The 17,347-nt window shown below is 60.6% G+C and carries 13 protein-coding genes and 1 pseudogene; 9 read left to right on the top strand and 5 right to left on the bottom strand.

The features are described 5' to 3' along the window. Positions 1-25 precede the first annotated feature (25 nt). From M1R55_RS17425 to M1R55_RS17410, 4 genes are all read right to left on the bottom strand, one after another. Positions 26-1,441, bottom strand: a complete 1,416-nt coding sequence (locus tag M1R55_RS17425; RefSeq protein ID WP_249394803.1) for an alpha/beta fold hydrolase — start codon at positions 1,439-1,441, stop codon at positions 26-28. A gap of 69 nt (positions 1,442-1,510) precedes the next feature. Continuing rightward, on the bottom strand, positions 1,511-2,131 hold the full coding sequence (locus tag M1R55_RS17420; RefSeq protein ID WP_249394802.1) for a TetR/AcrR family transcriptional regulator: 621 nt from the start codon (positions 2,129-2,131) through the stop codon (positions 1,511-1,513). A 231-nt stretch (positions 2,132-2,362) separates the two neighbouring features. Further along, entirely contained in the window at positions 2,363-2,644 is a 282-nt protein-coding gene (locus M1R55_RS17415; RefSeq protein WP_249394801.1) for a hypothetical protein, read from the bottom strand. A 192-nt stretch (positions 2,645-2,836) separates the two neighbouring features. After that, a complete protein-coding gene (locus M1R55_RS17410) occupies positions 2,837-3,034 on the bottom strand; it encodes a hypothetical protein (protein WP_249394800.1) in 198 nt (65 codons plus the stop codon). Between the two features lie 1,191 nt (positions 3,035-4,225). On the opposite strand from M1R55_RS17410, the gene M1R55_RS17405 reads away from it, so the two are divergent. The 8 genes and pseudogenes from M1R55_RS17405 to M1R55_RS17370 all read left to right on the top strand — a co-directional run bounded on the left by M1R55_RS17405 (position 4,226) and on the right by M1R55_RS17370 (position 15,275). Continuing rightward, positions 4,226-5,212 carry a DUF2157 domain-containing protein gene (locus M1R55_RS17405; RefSeq protein WP_249394799.1) on the top strand — a complete coding sequence of 329 codons (987 nt, stop codon included), beginning with the start codon at positions 4,226-4,228 and terminating at the stop codon, positions 5,210-5,212. Continuing rightward, positions 5,209-5,721, top strand: coding sequence for a GDYXXLXY domain-containing protein (locus tag M1R55_RS17400; RefSeq protein ID WP_249394798.1), 513 nt, complete (start codon positions 5,209-5,211; stop codon positions 5,719-5,721). Before M1R55_RS17405 ends, M1R55_RS17400 begins: the two co-directional genes overlap by 4 nt. A 416-nt stretch (positions 5,722-6,137) precedes the next feature. Beyond that, positions 6,138-6,805: pseudogene (locus M1R55_RS17395) on the top strand (DDE-type integrase/transposase/recombinase). A gap of 219 nt (positions 6,806-7,024) precedes the next feature. Further along, positions 7,025-7,681: a transposase gene (locus tag M1R55_RS17390; RefSeq protein WP_249394797.1), complete on the top strand. Its 657-nt coding sequence runs from the start codon at positions 7,025-7,027 to the stop codon at positions 7,679-7,681. Positions 7,682-8,279: 598 nt separating this feature from the next. Continuing rightward, positions 8,280-10,685: a phosphoketolase gene (locus M1R55_RS17385; RefSeq protein WP_249394796.1), complete on the top strand. Its 2,406-nt coding sequence runs from the start codon at positions 8,280-8,282 to the stop codon at positions 10,683-10,685. 120 nt (positions 10,686-10,805) lie between these two features. Then, positions 10,806-11,531, top strand: a complete 726-nt coding sequence (locus tag M1R55_RS17380; protein ID WP_249394795.1) for a DUF1003 domain-containing protein — start codon at positions 10,806-10,808, stop codon at positions 11,529-11,531. Between the two features lie 218 nt (positions 11,532-11,749). Beyond that, positions 11,750-14,587 (top strand): cation-translocating P-type ATPase, encoded by a 2,838-nt coding sequence (locus M1R55_RS17375; RefSeq protein ID WP_249394794.1) that lies wholly within the window; start codon positions 11,750-11,752, stop codon positions 14,585-14,587. 280 nt (positions 14,588-14,867) lie between these two features. Then, positions 14,868-15,275: a CBS domain-containing protein gene (locus tag M1R55_RS17370; RefSeq protein WP_249394793.1), complete on the top strand. Its 408-nt coding sequence runs from the start codon at positions 14,868-14,870 to the stop codon at positions 15,273-15,275. A 276-nt stretch (positions 15,276-15,551) separates the two neighbouring features. Here the strand turns inward: M1R55_RS17370 and M1R55_RS17365 are convergent, their stop codons facing one another. Continuing rightward, positions 15,552-16,121, bottom strand: coding sequence for a DoxX family protein (locus tag M1R55_RS17365; protein WP_249394792.1), 570 nt, complete (start codon positions 16,119-16,121; stop codon positions 15,552-15,554). A 969-nt stretch (positions 16,122-17,090) separates the two neighbouring features. Between M1R55_RS17365 and M1R55_RS17360 the strand changes: the two genes are divergently transcribed. After that, positions 17,091-17,339, top strand: coding sequence for a S9 family peptidase (locus tag M1R55_RS17360; protein WP_249394791.1), 249 nt, complete (start codon positions 17,091-17,093; stop codon positions 17,337-17,339). Positions 17,340-17,347 lie beyond the last annotated feature (8 nt).

Raw genomic sequence — 17,347 nt, 5'->3', positions numbered from 1 at the left:
TCAGCGGCAGGCCTGGCCCGAAGCGCTACGGCACAATGTCGTCCAGATTGCCCACAAAGATCGAGCGGTCGCGTACCTGCGGAAAGCGGGCGAGGTGCCTCAGCATCTCGGCGTTGTAGTCGGCGGTGAGAAAAGCCTCGCGTTCGCCGCCGTCCGGCATAGGCAGGTAGCCGACGAAATCGCTGAGCCAGACATAGGGCGCCGTTTTCAGCTCTGGATTCTCGTGCAGGAAGTGGTCGAGTTCCCAGGCCTCGTCGCCGATCCACAGGTCATACGGCTCGGCCTGCACCACGTCGTGGAAGACCATGAAGTTGGCGATGAAGATTTCGTCCATGCGCCGCAAGGCCTGGAAGACGTGCAGATCGTGCCCGGCGGCTTCCAGTTCGATGTGTCGCGACTCGCTGGCCAGCCAGATGCTCGCCGGATGCACCCGCTCGCCTTCGGCGGCCAGGACGCGCGTGACCGGATCCTGGGCCAGCCAGTCGATCTCCAGTTCCGGCACGAGGCGCCGCAGTTCGCGCGCGATGGCAGCGTCGCGCTGGGCGTGGCCCAGGCCGATGGGCGAGGAGACGAAAAGCGCCCGGCGTTTGCGGCTGGCGCTCCGCGTCCACCGCCGTTCACCCGCCGCAGGAGGTGGACACACCTTCTCCACGAACTCGCGCACCAGCAGGTTGACCTTGACGGGGTCACGGCTCTGCGGCAAGTGCCCTGAGCCTGCCAGTGTGACGAGCTGGCCGCCGGTGGCGCGCGCCAAGGCCACGCCGTTGGCATGCGGCCGAATCGCGTCGTGATCCCCGTGCAGGATGAGGGTGGGGCACTGGACGCGGGCACAAAGTTCGAGCAGTTCCTCTGGGCTCCCTCCACCACCCCCCCGCGTGGCGAGTAGCGTCTCGGCGTCGGTCTCCAGGCCCCAACCCACGCAGTCCTCGATCACCTTGGTGGAATAAGGTTCACTGCAAGCTTGGCTGAAGAAAAACTCTAGGAAACCCCGGAAGTCCTGACGCCAGTAGTGGGCGTTGAACTTGGCCCACCCCTCAACGGTATCCAGCTTTTGATCAAAGGGGTACAGCAGCCGTTCGGGGTGTCCCGGTGCCAGATTCACCGCCGACCCAATAAAAACCACCGCCTGAACACGTTCTGGAAAGTCAGCCGCCAGATACAGCGCCCGCAGCGCGCCCATCGAGAGCCCGATCAGGATGGCACGCTCCGTCCCCGTGGCGTCCATGACCGCCAGCGCGTCGGCCACAAACTCCTCGTCACGGTAAGCCTCGGGGGCTTCTGGCCGGTCGGATCGGCCATTGCCACGCCCGTCATAGGTCAGCACCCGGAAGTGTCGCGCGAGGTGATGTACCTGCGCTTTCCAGAAGTGCGAGTGGATGATCGACCAGGTGGGCAGGAGAAACACCGTCGTCGGGCCGGAGCCGAAGACCTCGTAATGCAACCGCACTCCATGACGCTCTGCCACACCAGCTTGATCCAGTTCGCGTGCTCTCATGCCTACCCCCAGATGTTATCCCTGTCCAGTCACCTCTTCCTTCTCTAGGGCTTCCACCTCCAGCGCCGATAGCCAGCGCTCGATGGCCGCCAGGAGCGCTTCATGGCCGTCCCGAGTGCCCGACAGCCGCTGGTGGATGAGTCCCGTATTCATCGAGACGATCAACGTGATCCAGTCCTCGACCGAGAACGGGCCAGTGCTCAGCCGATAGCGCGAGAAAGCCTCCAAGACAGCACTTCTCATCGCGTCTCGCCAGGCACGGTGGACCTGAAGCACGCGCGCTTGGTACTCAGGGTGGTTCCAGGCCATGGCCTGAAGCTCCCACCAAACTTTCTGATACGGCTGATCTTCGTCCAAGTAACGCATAGCTTGCCGCCACTTCTCGATAAACGGCGTCGGCGCGGCGTACATCGCCCGCTGGCGCTCAACCAGCCGCTCAGTGAAACGTTCGAGTACCTTCAGGAAAAGTTCTTCCATGGAGCCGAAATAGTAGTGAACGAGTCCGTGGTTGGCCCCTGCCTCCTCAGCCAGCATCCGGGTGGTAATCGGGGCGTAGCCCACTTGGATCAAGAGCCGCTCGGCTGCGTCCAAGAAGCGTTCTTTAGTGTCGGCCCGCGCAGCTCGTCTGGCCTTCATAGGCGTTCCCCGTCGCAGACAGATGGGCAGGGGGTGAGTGCCCCAGTGGACTGACATTGAAGTTGGCTGAGGCCGCGCTGGTCTACCTGTCGACAGACTCTGTCGGTGGTCATCACTCGCCTCTATTCTTAGTCATCTGTCTTAGTCAAGTGTACAACTTTTAAACCTAGTTTTCCACTAAAGGATCATGGACGGGCAGTGTAGGGGTTTGGATCCAATTAGAAGTCGCCGTCAATCGTCCAAAGGTGGCTCTTCCGCAAGCCGGATACGGCTGGCATACTCGCCTGGCTCCACAAACCGGGCGTACCATGACCCAGACACCAGGAGGCGCACTTCTCCGACCTTCAGGTCCCCGAACCACTCGTCTACGCGCAACTCGTCGATGATGGCGTTTTTCCGGATGCGGATGGCCCGCTTGATCCTCTTTCGTTTCAGGAACCGGAACCACTCCCCGCCGATGAACTCCCGGTCGGCAACTAAGCCCTTCCAGCGTCCCGCTGGAAGGGCCTTCAAGGGTCGTGAAACGAGTTGAAGGCGCTTTGTGGTATCGCTGTCCCCATCGTGATCCAGGGCGATTCAGACCCAGGGCACCGTGTACCCGTGGAGGACGACACCGAGCACGAGGAGATTGAGCGGTCATGCCCCACGTTCCCAAGTGGTGCGGTCCAAGCTGAGCAGCCGTTTCTCTGGGGGCAGCAGGGCCAGTCAAAACGCGAGGAACACCGATTCAGTCAGTTGTGGATCCTGGCAGCCACGTTCCACCCGGCGTTTCTTCGCTTCTGGAGAGCTGGCTCCGGGGAGATGGCTGCACAGAGTACTCTGGTTCACACTTTGGGCGGTGACCATCGCGAGGATGACGTCCACGACACGCTGCAGCGTGTCGTACCGGGGAAAGGAACGCAAGCTTTGAAGTGGCGGGTGAGTTCGGTACGCTGAAGATCGGCGGGTTTTGGAGTCGTCACACCCCCAAAACACCGCCGTTTGTCGTACCGCTTCGCAACCATTCACACGTTCACAGATTCCTCGTCCAGCACAGCCGCAACCTGAAGTTGTCTGGTACAGAGCTCTTAGGGGTAAAAAAGCGAGTTCAGAAAGTATAAATAACCGCTTCAGTACTGGACACCTTGCCCTCCAGCCGCGTCAGGCACTGAAAAACTAGACGCCAGGAGGTTCGCAAAGGTGACCCGTACTGGGGGATTCCACCGGAGTACGTGTGCCAGGCGTTCCCAACCCGCGGTGACGAGGCTCAGGGGCTTGCGGCCATGTGTCTTGACCTGAATGGGGCGCTGGAGCGTCCCATTTACGCCCACACGCAGGCGAGGGTGACCATGCCAAACAGCCGCTCGAGGCGACTTTCCTGCGTCATCCCGGTTCGTTCCAAGTTGAAGCCGCGCACGTTCATCAACGAGAAAGTGCATTCGATCGACCAGCGAAGTCGGTAGACAAAAAACGCGTCCTGGGCGTGTCAATAGGTAACCAGACACACCAGGTCCCCAGCCATGGATCTGGTGACCACGATCTGCAGGCGGCACCATAGATCACTTCTTTGTCCAGCATGGCGACCATCCGGCCAGGAGGCAGGTCAGCGTAGAGCTCGTCGAGGCGGTCACCATCGACACGAGCACTGCCTTTGACACGCAGAACACTCTGTGACAGGTGGATTGCGCCTGAATCAGGGCGCCGATCACGTCAGCGATACGCGACAGCGTGTCGCGTCGGAGGAAGGGGACTCGTGCTTTCAGCAGGTCGGCGAGATTGGTAAGCTCACCCAGAGCGGCATCTTCTTGCGGTTGCGCCCGGATGAAACACCAGGAGAGAACGCAAGACTGTCAGAGTGCGCCGCAATTGCCGTGCCCGCAGGAGTGCGGGTGCAGGTGCGAGAGGGAGTGGCAGCGGCAGAGCCAGCTTCAGCGTACAACCTTTCGTCACGGGAGGTGCCACCTGCAGCGCAAACCGGGCTTCCGGGTCGAGATTTGCTTGTTCCGACGACCCAAGAGTCGTCCGAAAAGGTGAGTCGTTCCCCAACAAGCTGCTTGGTGCTGACAGGGGTTGCCGGGAACGTGATGGGAACATTCGGGAGTGTCAAACTGTCTCATGGCAGATTCCCTAGGCGAACCGTTCCGAGAACCCCTCCCTGAGGTGTTGGAACGTTGGCAGGCTGGAGGTCTGCTCAGCAGGCGACAGGTTCACGCCATCCTGGTGCACGAGGGGCTTGCTGACCCTGCCCGCCGCTTAGCGAACCCCTGGGCAGCCACTCTGTCCGCACTCGGCGCGTTGGTGCTGGGACTGGGAATCATCGCGCTGGTGGGCGCGAACTGGCGTGAACTGCCTGGCTGGGCCAAGCTGCTCTGCGTGCTGCTTCCGATGTTGGGGGCATATGCGGGCGGGTACCACCTCCGCGACCGGCCCAGCGCCTCTTTGCCGGGAATGGGCGCTGCACTGTACCTGCTGGGAGGCATGTTGTACGGAGCGTTGCTGGCCTTTGTCTCGCAGGGCTTCCAACTGGATGTGGGCGTCAACGTGCTGCTGGCCCTGTGGGGTCTTGGTCTGCTGATTCTGGCCTACGCCATGCGCCTGCCCCCGGCCCTGCACCTCGCGCTGCCACTGGGCGCGGTCATTCCCTTGAGCGGGGTGTACGGTGGGTGGTCCGGCTGGAGCCTCGGAAATCCCGAGGTCACCGTGGGAAGTCTGGGCCTGTTGATGTTGGCTGCTGCCCAAGTTCATGGCCGTGAACCGGGTCGGCGGGACCTCTCGAATCCCTGGGCGTTCTGGGGACCGCCCCTGCTTCTGGAGAGTGTCTATGCGCTGCATCTCCGGCAGGGTGACGTCGTGAGCATGCTGTTGCTACTCCTGACGGCTCTCTCCCTGAGTCTGGCCTGGTTGGGGCACCGCGAGGGTCGCCGTGCGTGGGTGAACTGGGGCCTGCTGAACGTGGGGCTGGTCGTGCTGACGGTGTATTTCGGAGTGTTGGGCACGCTGGCCGCCACCGGAGCCGCGCTGGTAGGCGCTGGACTGCTGCTGCTGACTTTGGGGTGGGGACTGGAAGTGGCGCGGCGGCGTCTGTCTCCGGCGGCGAAATGAAGCGGCCAACGAGCCCCCAAGGACGCCTGGGGTTGGCCGTGGCCATCCAGCTGTTGCTGGTGGGCGGGTTGCTTTCCCCGGCTGTGTTGGACAGCTTTGGAGCTCAGGAGATCATGCTGAAAACAGCACCAGTGGACCCGCGCGACCTGCTGCGGGGGCAATACCTGACGCTGGGGTACGGGGTCAGCCGGGTGCAACCTGGGCCAGACGTGAAGGCCGGGCAGTTGGCCTATGTCCCGCTGCAAAAAGGCAGTGATGGCTTGTGGACCGGCGAGCGGGCCGTGTCTCTTCGTCCCGGAGCCGGGGTCTTTTTGCGGGGCCGGGTGCAGTGGAGCAGCGGTGGTCAGGTCACCCTCAACTATGGGATTGAGCGCTTTTACCTGAGTGAGGAAGCCGCCCGGGTCGAGGAAGGGCAGGGCGCGGCGGGACTGCGGGCGCGGGTGCGGGTCTCACCCTCTGGGCGTGCACGACTGCTGGAGTTGTGGCGGGAGAACGAGAGGATTCGGTAGGGTCATTCAATACGGGCCAACCCCCTGGTCTCCTGCGTGAGGTGGCTGACATGCCGGATGATGCTGCTGCCCTCCATGGGCGTAGCTTCGCGGTACGTGATTGCACCTCTGACAGAGATCAGTGGCCTTGTGGTGGAGCACGACGTGCCACAGGAAGTGACTAGCCCCTACTTGGAACTGGGCCTGTCTATTACTCGGGCTTGAAATGACCGGAGCACGGCAGTGGTTCACCGCGCCAAGCATATTCAATAAGGATGCTCTGAGAGGTTTTGACAATTTAAGGCCAAGGGGACTCGTCGTTAGAGCAGACTGCCTGAGATTCGGGCAGTCTGCAGCAGGGCGTCGTTCAAACCTGTAAAGCTTAGTTCCAATTATGGTGGTGTTGCCTTAACCGGATCGGGGGAGGCTGACTGTGCGTGACCGCTGCCCAGCCCTCCCGCCACCGTTTCCCCATGATCATCCTCCAGCACGCCGTCTGGCTCGATCACCGCTTTCCTCCCAGTGACCGGGACATTCAGGACTTGCGCCACGGGCGCGGCCCAACAGGTCAGTCACGAGACGCTGCGCGAAGGGTGGATCAAGTTCGCCTCCCTCTTCGCTGAAGATGTACGCCACCGGGAACAGGGGCGGGGTTCCCGGTGGCCTCTGATGCAGGTGTCCGAGCATCCATGGCGTCCGGCGTTGGTGGTGCAGAGCCATGGATGACCACGGCTTCGTCCTCGACCTTCTCCTTCAGAGACATCGGGACGGAGAGAGCTGCATAGACCTTCCTGACCCGGCGGTGGGAAGACTCTGATGTCTCAGAGGTCATCCACACCGATGGGCGGCGAAGTGACGGGGCGGCGATCCAGGAACTCACCCGTCTGAATCCACGTCGACCACCCCCAGGTCATCTCCACGGCACGCTGCAACACGCAACTTGGATTCAAGCGACGAAAACGCGCTCAGGAAGTGTTGAGCCGACACGCCCGGACCTCTGAACTTTTACCAGTACACTCGCACCAGCGTTTCCGCCCTGATCCGAAGAGCGCATCAAAGACAAGCGTTCCAGACGTGGTCTGCGGTTGCGGCAGGGGTGGCTTGAACCTCAGGCCACCCCTGCCCTCCACCTGCTGCGCGGCAAGTGAAGGCCACACAACCGAAAATATCCTTACCTCCGCATGTTGGCCGGTTCGAACCCCACTCGCTTCCCGGCTGTTGCGTCCATACCCAGATGAGGCCCCTCCGCTGTTCCCCTCTATCTGCCTTAAAACCTCGGGTGCTAGGGGTTGCGAACGGGACATGAACAAGCGGAAGCTCCGGTATGCCTACCAAAGAACTTCCGCTGGATCAGGATACCGTCGAAGACCTGTTCACGCTCATCTACGTGTACGTAGATGATTATCTCCAAGCCGCTGCATGCAGCGGCTTATTTGTGCTCCCCCACGAACCGAATCAGAAGGGCAGTTACGGCGAACTGATGACGATTGCGCTCGTGGGCGAATTGCTTGGCGAAGTGTCAGGGCAGAAGTGGTTGGCTCAGGTGCGTTCGACGTACCGGGCACTGTTTCTGTGCTTGCCAGATCGAACCCGGTATCTCCAAATTCAGGCCAATCTCGAGACCATCTACGCTGATCTTGCCTTGAGACTGCCCCACTTCAACGACGACACTGTGTATGTGATTGACAGCACACCGTTGGTGCTGTGCAAAGGGACGCGCTATGCGCGACCCCGAGCGATCACCGAGGCGGGCAGTGGACGCGGTGGGCACGGAGGCTACAGTGTGAAAGGACGGTTCTATGGCTTCAAGCTGCAGGCCATCATTGACGATCATGGCATGATCGTCCGCTTTGCCCTCGCTGCTGGAAATGAAAGTGATCCGCCGCTCGCACCTTATTGGACGAAGGCGAAGGAGCATTGGTACTCGGTGATCGGGGCTACCAAGGCTGTGGCGTCTACGCGCAACCCAAAAGCAACATGAAGCAACCGCGCCCCGGGTGGGGCGTTACGGAGGGGCCTCAGAAAGACGATAGAAACGGTCTTTTCTCGTCTTGATCGCTCATTTCACCTTATGCTTCCACAGCTCAATTCTTTTCGATCCATTCGCGCCCATGTGTGCCGCAAAATTGCTGCCCACAATCTAGCCTTGTTCTTTGGCGGCCTTTGATCCCCTAGCACCCGAGGTTTTTAGAGATTGGATGGCTGAGCATGACCTTCTTCACGCAGGGCGTCAGAGGTCTGAGCACCTGGAAGGGAGCGTGAGGCGTAATCACACGTTCACCTGCCCGAAAGATGTTGGCGCCCAGATCACCCAGCATCAGGGCACGGTGGGACATTACAGACATCCTGCCTCCACCCCATTGAAATACCGCTGGCTCTGCAGTTGGCCATCAGGAAGCACGCTTATCGCTTGAAGGATTGGTCTGGACGAGTCGGCGTGATCAGGTCTAGTAATGGCATCGTAACACCTTCGTCAAAGACTCTCCTCTAGGAATCATCTCACGTGAGGGTCGTCCCCGATCCTATCCTGCGCGCCACATCGTTAGACGTCGGTGCATCTGAAATCAAAAGAGGTTGGCATGACAAGTATTGCAACCCCCCGCCCCCCGTCCACCCTGACGCCCGCTGAACTCCGCCTGACCCACGCCTACTGGCGGGCTGCCAACTACCTGTCCGTCGGTCAAATCTACCTGCTGGCCAATCCGCTGCTGCGCGAGCCGCTCACCTTGGCGCACATCAAACCAAGACTGCTCGGTCACTGGGGCACCACGCCGGGTCTGAACTTTATCTATGTGCATCTCAATCGAATGATTCGCAAGCACGACCTCTCGGTGCTGTACGTGGCTGGTCCTGGTCACGGCGGCCCCGGCCTGGTGGCGAACACTCATCTGGAAGGCAGCTACAGCGAGTTGTATCCGGACATTGGGTCTGGAGAAGAGGGCCTGCGTCGCCTGTTCAAACAGTTCTCGTTTCCTGGCGGGATTCCCAGCCACGCCGCGCCCGAGACCCCGGGTTCGATCCATGAGGGCGGCGAACTCGGGTACAGCCTCGCCCATGCCTACGGCGCGGCGTTTGATCATCCTGACTTGCTGGTGGCCTGCGTGATCGGCGACGGCGAAGCCGAAACTGGGCCGCTGGCCGCCAGCTGGCACAGCAACAAGTTTTTGAACCCCAAAACCGACGGCGCGGTAGTGCCGATCCTGCACCTGAACGGGTACAAGATCGCCAACCCGACTGTTCTGGCCCGGTTAGGCCACGAAGAGTTGGACTCGTTGCTGCGCGGCTATGGGCATCTGCCGTACTACGTGGAGGGTGACGATGCAGACGTGATGCACGAGTTGATGGCGCGAACTTTAGAGCAGGTCTACGATGACATCGCGGCCATTCAGCATCGAGCACGGGTGGAGGGCATCCAGGAACGCCCTATTTGGCCCATGATCGTGCTGCGCAGTCCCAAAGGTTGGACAGGCCCGAAGGTGGTCGACGGGAAACCGGTCGAGGGCACTTGGCGCGCCCATCAGGTGCCGCTGGCGGGCCTGAGCAGCAGCCCGGAGCACGTTCGGCAGCTCGAAGAGTGGCTCCGCAGCTACGCGCCTGAAGAGCTGTTTGATGAGGCCGGCACGCTGCGCCCAGAACTGGCCGCCCTGGCCCCCAGCGGTGAGCGGCGCATGGGCATGAATCCAGCGGCCAACGGCGGTCTGCTGCGGCAAGACCTGAAGTTACCCGACTTCCGCAAGTACGCGGTGACGGTGCCTCAACCCGGCTCGGTGGATGGCGAGGCGACGCGGGTACTGGGCACCTTTCTGCGGGACGTGATGAAGCAGAACATGACCACCTTCCGGCTGTTCGGCCCCGATGAAACGTCGTCCAACCGCTTAGACAGCGTGTACGCCACCAGCGGCAAGACTTGGCTGGAACCCACGCTCCCCACGGATGAACACCTCTCCCCGGACGGCCGGGTGATGGAGGTGCTCAGTGAGCATCTGTGCGAGGGCTGGCTGGAGGGATACACGCTGAGTGGAGGACACGGTCTCTTCTCGTGCTACGAGGCGTTTATTCACGTCGTGGACTCGATGGTCGGTCAGCATGCCAAGTGGCTGAACACGAGCCGGAAAATCCCGTGGCGTCGTCCGGTGGCGTCCCTCAACATCTTGCTCACTTCGCACGTGTGGCGGCAAGACCACAACGGCCTGTCACACCAAGATCCGGGCTTCATTGACCTGATGATGAATAAAACCGCCGACGTCGTGCGGGTGTATTTGCCACCGGATGCCAATACGCTCCTCTCGGTGACGGATCATTGCCTGCGCAGCCGTCACTATGTCAACGTCATCGTGGCGGGCAAGCAGCCTGCGCCGCAGTGGTTGACCATGGATGAGGCGGTGCAGCACTGCACGGCTGGGCTGGGCATCTGGGCTTGGGCCAGCACGGATGACGGCCCGGCCCCGGACGTGGTCATGGCCTGTGCGGGGGACGTGCCGACCCTTGAGACGCTGGCGGCCGTGACGCTGCTGCGTGAGTTCTTCCCTGACCTGAAGATCCGGGTGGTAAATGTGGTGGATCTGATGACGCTGCAACCGGAGAGCGAGCATCCCCACGGCCTTTCAGACGCAGCTTTCGATCAGATGTTTACCACCGCCTCGCCCATCATCTTCGCCTACCACGGCTACCCTTGGCTGATCCACCGCCTGACCTACCGCCGCACGGGTCACGCCAACCTGCATGTCCGCGGCTTCAAGGAGCAGGGCACGACCACCACGCCGTTTGACATGACGGTCTTGAACGACCTTGACCGCTTTCACCTCGCCATTGACGTCATTGACCGCGTGCCCCGCTTAGGAGAGGTGGGGGCAGGCGTGAAGCAGCACCTGCTGACCAAGCTTGACGAGCACCGAGCGTATGTGCAGGGAACCGGTGATGACCTGCCAGAAGTCAGGGATTGGCGCTGGACAGCAGATGGGATGACCACCGGACAGGATGAATGAGGGTCAGAGGTGTGGGAGACCGGCTGCTTGGTTCTCGTCGTCCTCAACTGGTTGCCGTGTCGTCTGGCCCATGCAAACGTCAAACGCCTTCGGAACCCCTCCTAAAAGAGGGATGACCCCATGACCGAGCTTCCTCCAGGGACTTCCAGCGTGGCCTGCGCGGCTTGCCACGCCTTCCGTAGACCAGCGGATCTACTGCCCCTGTCTGCCGTGCGGCTGGGAGTGGCAAGTTGCGTACGCGCTACCTCCCCGCAGGTCACCTCTGACGCCCTGATCTGTCTGTCGTGCATCAACCGCGCCGTCAGCCATGAAATCGACCTCGCCATCAAGCAAGACAAGTCTGACTTCGTGACCATGCAGGCTGCAGCGCTCCGCAGCCTGGAACAGCAGGAATTGGTCACGAAGAACCTCAACGCGGAGGACGACCGGAGGCGGTCCTTTGGAGACCGCATGGCGGACCGTGTCGCGAACTTCGGCGGAAGTTGGGCCTTTATCGGGCTGTTTGTGGGCCTGTTGATCGTCTGGATCGCTGTCAACGCCCTGCAGGTGTTCGACAAGCCCTTTGATCCGTATCCGTTTATCCTGCTCAATCTCGTGCTGTCGTCGGTGGCAGCCTTACAAGCACCTGTGATTCTGATGAGTCAGAACCGTCAGGAAGCCCGTGACCGTCTGCGTGCCGAGCAAGACTATGAAGTCAACCTCAAAGTTGAACTAGAGGTTCGCAACCTTCACGACAAACTCGACCACCTCACCCAGCAGCAATGGCAGCGCTTATTGGTGATCCAACAAGCACAGATGGATTTGATGCGGGAAATCGCTGAGAGGGATCGGCCCACGCCATCCTGACCCTTGTTGGCGTTGGGGCGGATCGTCTGTTTACCATCTTGCATCCCTCTAACGTCGTCTACCACCGATCACTCAGCCTGTTCTAAGCCACCCCTATTTCGGAGAACAAATGCCTCATCGCTCGTCTTGCCACCTATTACACATGCTCTCCAGCCGATACCCGGGGGCAATTCGCCGGGTTTCGGCTCGCGTCCTGTACTTAAAATGGCCGGGTCATCATGACTGACCGAGCTGTACTGGGTGTGGCTGCCGAGCTTCAACAGGGGCACGCCGATCCTTCCCGCCAGACCAGCGAACAGGTAGCCCGAGCCCAGCGGGTCGACCCGGTCGAGGGTCTCAGTAACGCCGAGGCCCAGACGCGGCTGGCCAGCGCCGGTTTCAACGAACTGGAAGCCGAGCCGTCTCTCCCCGCTTGGCGGCGCTTTCTGGCGCAGTTTCAGAACACGCTGGTGATTTTACTGCTGGTCGCGACGGCCATCTCGGTCGGCCTGTGGCTGTATGAGCGCGATTCCGCGTTGCCGTACGAGGGGCTGGCTATTTTGAGCATCGTCTTGATCAATGCCGTGCTGGGCTATGTGCAGGAGGCCCGGGCTGAGCAGGCGGTCGCGGCCCTGAAGGCCATGTCGGCGGCCAGTGCCCGGGTGCTGCGCAGCGGTGAGCCCCGCTCGGTGCCGGCCCGTGAGGTGGTGCCCGGTGACGTGCTGCTCCTGGAGGAGGGCGATACCATTCCTGCCGACGCCCGGCTGACGCAGGCGATCGCCCTCCGGACATTGGAAGCGTCCCTCACAGGCGAGAGCTTGCCCGCTGACAAGGACACCCTGCCGGTGGGCGGCGCAGCGGCGCTGGGCGACCGTCACAACATGGTGTTTTCGGGCACGGCCGTCAGTGGGGGCCGGGGCCGGGCCCTCGTGACCGCCACGGGCATGGGCACCGAGATCGGACGGATCGCCGGACTGTTGGGACGCACGGTCTCCGAGCAGACGCCGCTGCAACGGGAACTCGACCGTACCGGTCGGCTGCTGGGCGTGGTCGTGTTGATGATTGCCGTGGTCATGATCGTGACCATCGTCTTGGTCGACGGCGTGCGCGACGTCGCCGGCTTCGTGGACGTCTTGATCCTGGGCGTGGCGCTGGCAGTCGCGGCGGTGCCCGAGGGGTTGCCTGCCATCACATCGACAGTGCTGGCCCTGGGCACCAAGCGCATGGCCAAGCGCCGCGCCATCGTGCGGCGGCTGCCAGCCGTCGAGACCCTCGGGTCCGCCACGGTGATCGCCTCAGACAAGACGGGCACCCTAACCCGCAACGAGATGACGGTGCGGGTGGCCGTGACCGCCAGCGGCGTGACCAACTTCTCCGGCAGCGGCTACGGGCCGGAAGGTGAGCTCAGCAGCACCGGAGGGCCGCTGGGCCGGGGACTTCAGCGAGAGGAAGTGGAGCGGCTGCTGGCCGGGGCCGACCTGGCCAACAACGCAGCGGTGCTGGAGCAGGACGGGCACTGGAGCGTTCAGGGTGATCCCACGGAAGCGGCCCTAATCGTAGCGGCGCACAAGGCGGGGGTGTCCTCTGAACGGTTAGACGCACGCTTCGCCCGGGTCGGTGAGGTGCCGTTTTCCTCTGAGCGCAAACTGATGAGCACCGTTCATACTGATGTCAAGCAGCCTGGGCAACTGACTCTGTTCAGCAAGGGGGCCCCCGATGTGCTGCTGGAACGCTGTACTGCGGAATTGTTCGGCACTGAGATCCGGCCGCTGAGCGATGAGCGCCGCACGGCCATTCACGCTGCGAACGAGGAATTGGCAGCTCAGGCGCTCCGGACACTTGGTGTAGCGGCCCGCAGGCTACCGGAAGACGCTTTGCAGGGCGAGGCGAATCAAGGAATGGAAAGGGAGCTGGTGTTCCTTGGGTTAGTCGGCATGATTGACCCGCCGCGCACTGAAGCTAAAGATGCTGTAGTGCAGGCGCGGATGGCAGGCATCCGTCCTATCATGATCACTGGCGACCATCCCCGCACGGCCGCCGCAATTGCCACTGAATTGGGTCTGGTGGAGCACGGCGCGCGGGCGATGACCGGCGCAGAACTGACGCACCTGTCTGACGCCGAACTGGAGCAGGTGGTTCAGGAGATCAGCGTGTATGCACGGGTCGATCCCGAGCACAAGCTGCAGATTGTTCAGGCCCTGCAGCGCACGGGCGCGGTCGTGGCCATGACCGGAGACGGAGTGAACGACGCACCCGCGCTCAGGGCCGCCGACATCGGCGTAGCCATGGGTATCACCGGCACCGACGTCTCGAAGGAAGCCGCCGACATGGTGTTGGCGGACGACAACTTTGCCACCATTGTCGCTGCCGTCGAGGAGGGACGCGGCATTTTTGACAACATTCAGAAATTCCTGCGCTATTTGTTGTCCTCGAATATCGGCGAGGTGATGACCATGTTTTTCGGTGTGGTGTTCGCTTCTCTTCTCGGCTTGGTCGGTGAACCCGGCGAAGTGGTGCTGCCGCTGCTGGCGACTCAGATTCTCTGGATCAATCTAGCGACAGACGGCGCCCCTGCCCTAGCACTGGGCCTCGACCTCGCTGACCCAGACGTGATGACCCGCCCGCCGCGCCCCAAAGCTCAGGGCGTAGTCACGCCTCAGATGTGGCGCGGCATCATCTTTGTCGGAGTGGTTGTCGCCGCAGGCACCCTGGGCGTGCTCGACGCCGCGCTGCCCGGCGGGTTGATCGCGGGCACGGGCGAGCTGACGTATGCCCGCACGATGGCCTTTACCACCTTGATGTTTTTCCAGCTGTTCAATGTCTTCAATGCCCGTTCAGACACCCGCAGCGCCTTTCATGGTCTGTTCCGGAACCGCTGGCTGTGGGGCGCAGTGGCGCTGTCGCTGGGACTGCACGCGCTGGTGCTCAACGTCCTTCCGCTGCAAGAAGCGTTTGGGACGGTTTCCCTTGGGCTGACCGACTGGCTGGTCTGCGCCGCCGTAGCCTCGTCTGTGCTCTGGCTGCGCGAACTGACCAAGCTGGTCAGGCGGAGCTGGACGCGCAGAGCAGGAGCCTGAATCAGAGGCCCAGACTGCTCCCAAACTCCAAATGGATGGTTGAAGTGGTGGTTTTTTGCTGAAGAAAATTAGTTCTATTAGAGGACTGAGGCCACATCAACCAAACGGCGTTCTAGTGGTCGTGCTGGGCGTCACTGGTCGAGAGCTTTATGCAAACACAATGCCTGAACGAGGTTGAGCGGTTGACCGTTTGTAGATGATCAAGAGAGCGAAAAACCTGAGATAGAAGGCGTTACTGAGCTGTGTACATTCGCTCATTTCTGAGTTGCAAGGAGTCCCCATGCCTATCCACAAGATCATGTCCACTGACCTTCATACGGTTGGGCCAGATGAGCCTTTACCGATTGCACTGATGAAGATGAAAGCCCGGCCTTGTCGACATCTTCCTGTGGTGGAAGAAGGTCGACTGGTGGGTATGTTGAGCGACCGAGATCTCAAGGATGCTTGGCCCTCCAGAGCCCCACTGATCTCTGGACACGAAAGGATTCAGAATATCGGTCAGGTTAAAGTCCGCAGCATCATGACCACTGAGGTCGTGACGATTGATGAAGAGGCCTCCATTGCAGAAGGAGCCACCAAGCTCTTGAGCCGAAATGTCGGTGCGCTGGTGGTGGTCAACCACTATGGACAGTTGACTGGGATCGTGACTGTAAAAGATATGCTCCGCGAGTTGGTTCGCCTGCTGTGACCGTCGATCATCTAGCAGGGTGGGAGGAAGGGGCAGTGATTAAACCGTTTTCGCTGTAGCGCATCTTGGAAGAGTGGGTCGGTGGGGCGCTGGACTTTATTCCGCTGCACGGAAGAGCTGATGGCCGGAGTGTCAGACCTCAGCTATGGCTGAGATCCAGCGTCACTGCTCCGTTCCATGCCCTGTGGCAACCGTCCACAGCGAACAATCGGGATCGCAAAATGTCAAGACAAGGGAAGGAACTCCCAAAAGTTCCTTCCCTTGTCTCAAGCCGCCTTACACCTGGGTGAGGTTGGCTGGTGGCTTAGAGAAAACGCGAACGCCTACCTTCTCTAGAGCCCAGCGGTCGAGTCCCCAGTACCCAGCCACTCGCCACGCCAGAACGAGCCACGTCGCCAAGATGAACAGCAACGGATTGCTGCTCACGGCACCAGCCAGTAGAAAACTAGCGTTCAGCAAGCCTCCGAAGAAGGCCGCGAGGCCTGTAAAGAGTCCGATGATCAGTGCGAGGCCAATCAGGACTTCCCCGTAGGCGACTAGGTAAGAAAAGACACTTGCATTGGGAAGCGCGACATTCTGGATGAACCAAGCGTACCAGCCCTGCACATCTGGATGATCACCAGTCGTTTTCGTGAGTGCCCCTTTCAAGAACCCGGAGACGGCGGCACCAGCCTGGTCACCCACCCAAACTCCGCTGGGACTGGTGACCTTGCCCCAACCGGCGATGAGCCACTCATAGCCAACGTAAATACGGATCAGAGCCCACAGGGGCGCGAGTCGGATGTCTGCGAAGAGAAACTTAGTGATGTGGGGCTCGGGAATCCAACTGGTGCGAATGCTTGTCATAAAACCCTCCGATGAACTAGATTCTTCCGAGGGCGTTACCAGAGCGTTACGCCTTCCCCTTTCGTTTCTAGATCCTGCCCACACTTTCTGAGCAGGTCACTCACGCCCCGACGCCGTACAGGACAAAATGTCCCGGCAGACGAGGGAATTGACCACAGCAGGCAAACGCATGTGCAGGCGAGAAGTTGGGGTCGATTTCCATCTGTGCCCAGGTGCCCGCTTACCAGTGACAGTAGTTGCCCAAGCAAAACTATCTTGGGATTAACCCAAGCCTTTTCTCAGCGGCTGCACTGGCAAAATCAATAGCGGGTGAGCTTGCCTCGCTTTTTATGTCTTACGCCTGACGGCCATTCCTGATCAGAGTGGGAAGTCAGGCCAGCCCGAACTAGCAAGCCAGGCTCGCTTTTAGGCCCTTCAAGGCCCTTCCGCAGGTCTGGCCGATTCGGGCGCTCTTCCCGAACACTGAAAGCTCTCCAAAGCACAGAAGCCTGCTCCATCAGAACCAGTTCCGAGAGAGCTTGACCTGATAACTCATCCCACTCTCTGGGAGGTTTGTGATGCACGTACTGGGCTTGGATATAGGGAAAGACAGCATTTTTGCCCATCTGCTCTTGCAAGATGCCTACCGACGACCCCAGGTTTCTGACCCTTCTAGCGCTTGACAGCTCAACCGAGTGACTCTATCTGCATACTTGCAGTTACGCCACGGCGTGAGTTCTGAGCTGTGATATTGCAAGGCCCTCGTGGTTCATACTTACTTTTGGTGCATTCTCTGATCTAGGGACGGCCTGCTGCGATTCACTGCTCCATTTCTTCCCACAATCGATTGAGCTAAGGCGTTTCCAGCCGTTTGAGGCCGACGTTGAGACAAGCGCTATTGAACGCCTGCAACCTCCATGGGCCGGTGCATCAAAAGCAAGCAAAAACCATCAAGGCCTGGCAAGAGCATACGGCTGACCAGAGCGCAACGTGAACGCCTATCAAGCCATCTCACCGAACTTCTTTCTTCAAAACTTGAAAGGACGTTCCCTGCAACTTCACCACGCTACGGCAGACACCCACGTGCCGTACCGATTTTCTCAAGTCCTGGCAGGGGCCTTGAAGCAGGCGAAGCAACCCCATGTCCTGTTCACCTACGCCAACGACAACCACCTTAGCAATAACTTGATACTGGCATTGGCGCGTTCCGTCGCGTTTTCAAGCAGAATCTGTGAATGATTCACGGG

The organism is Deinococcus sp. QL22 (assembly GCF_023370075.1).
Taxonomy (GTDB): domain Bacteria; phylum Deinococcota; class Deinococci; order Deinococcales; family Deinococcaceae; genus Deinococcus.
This window is presented reverse-complemented; position numbering and strand designations above follow the sequence as displayed.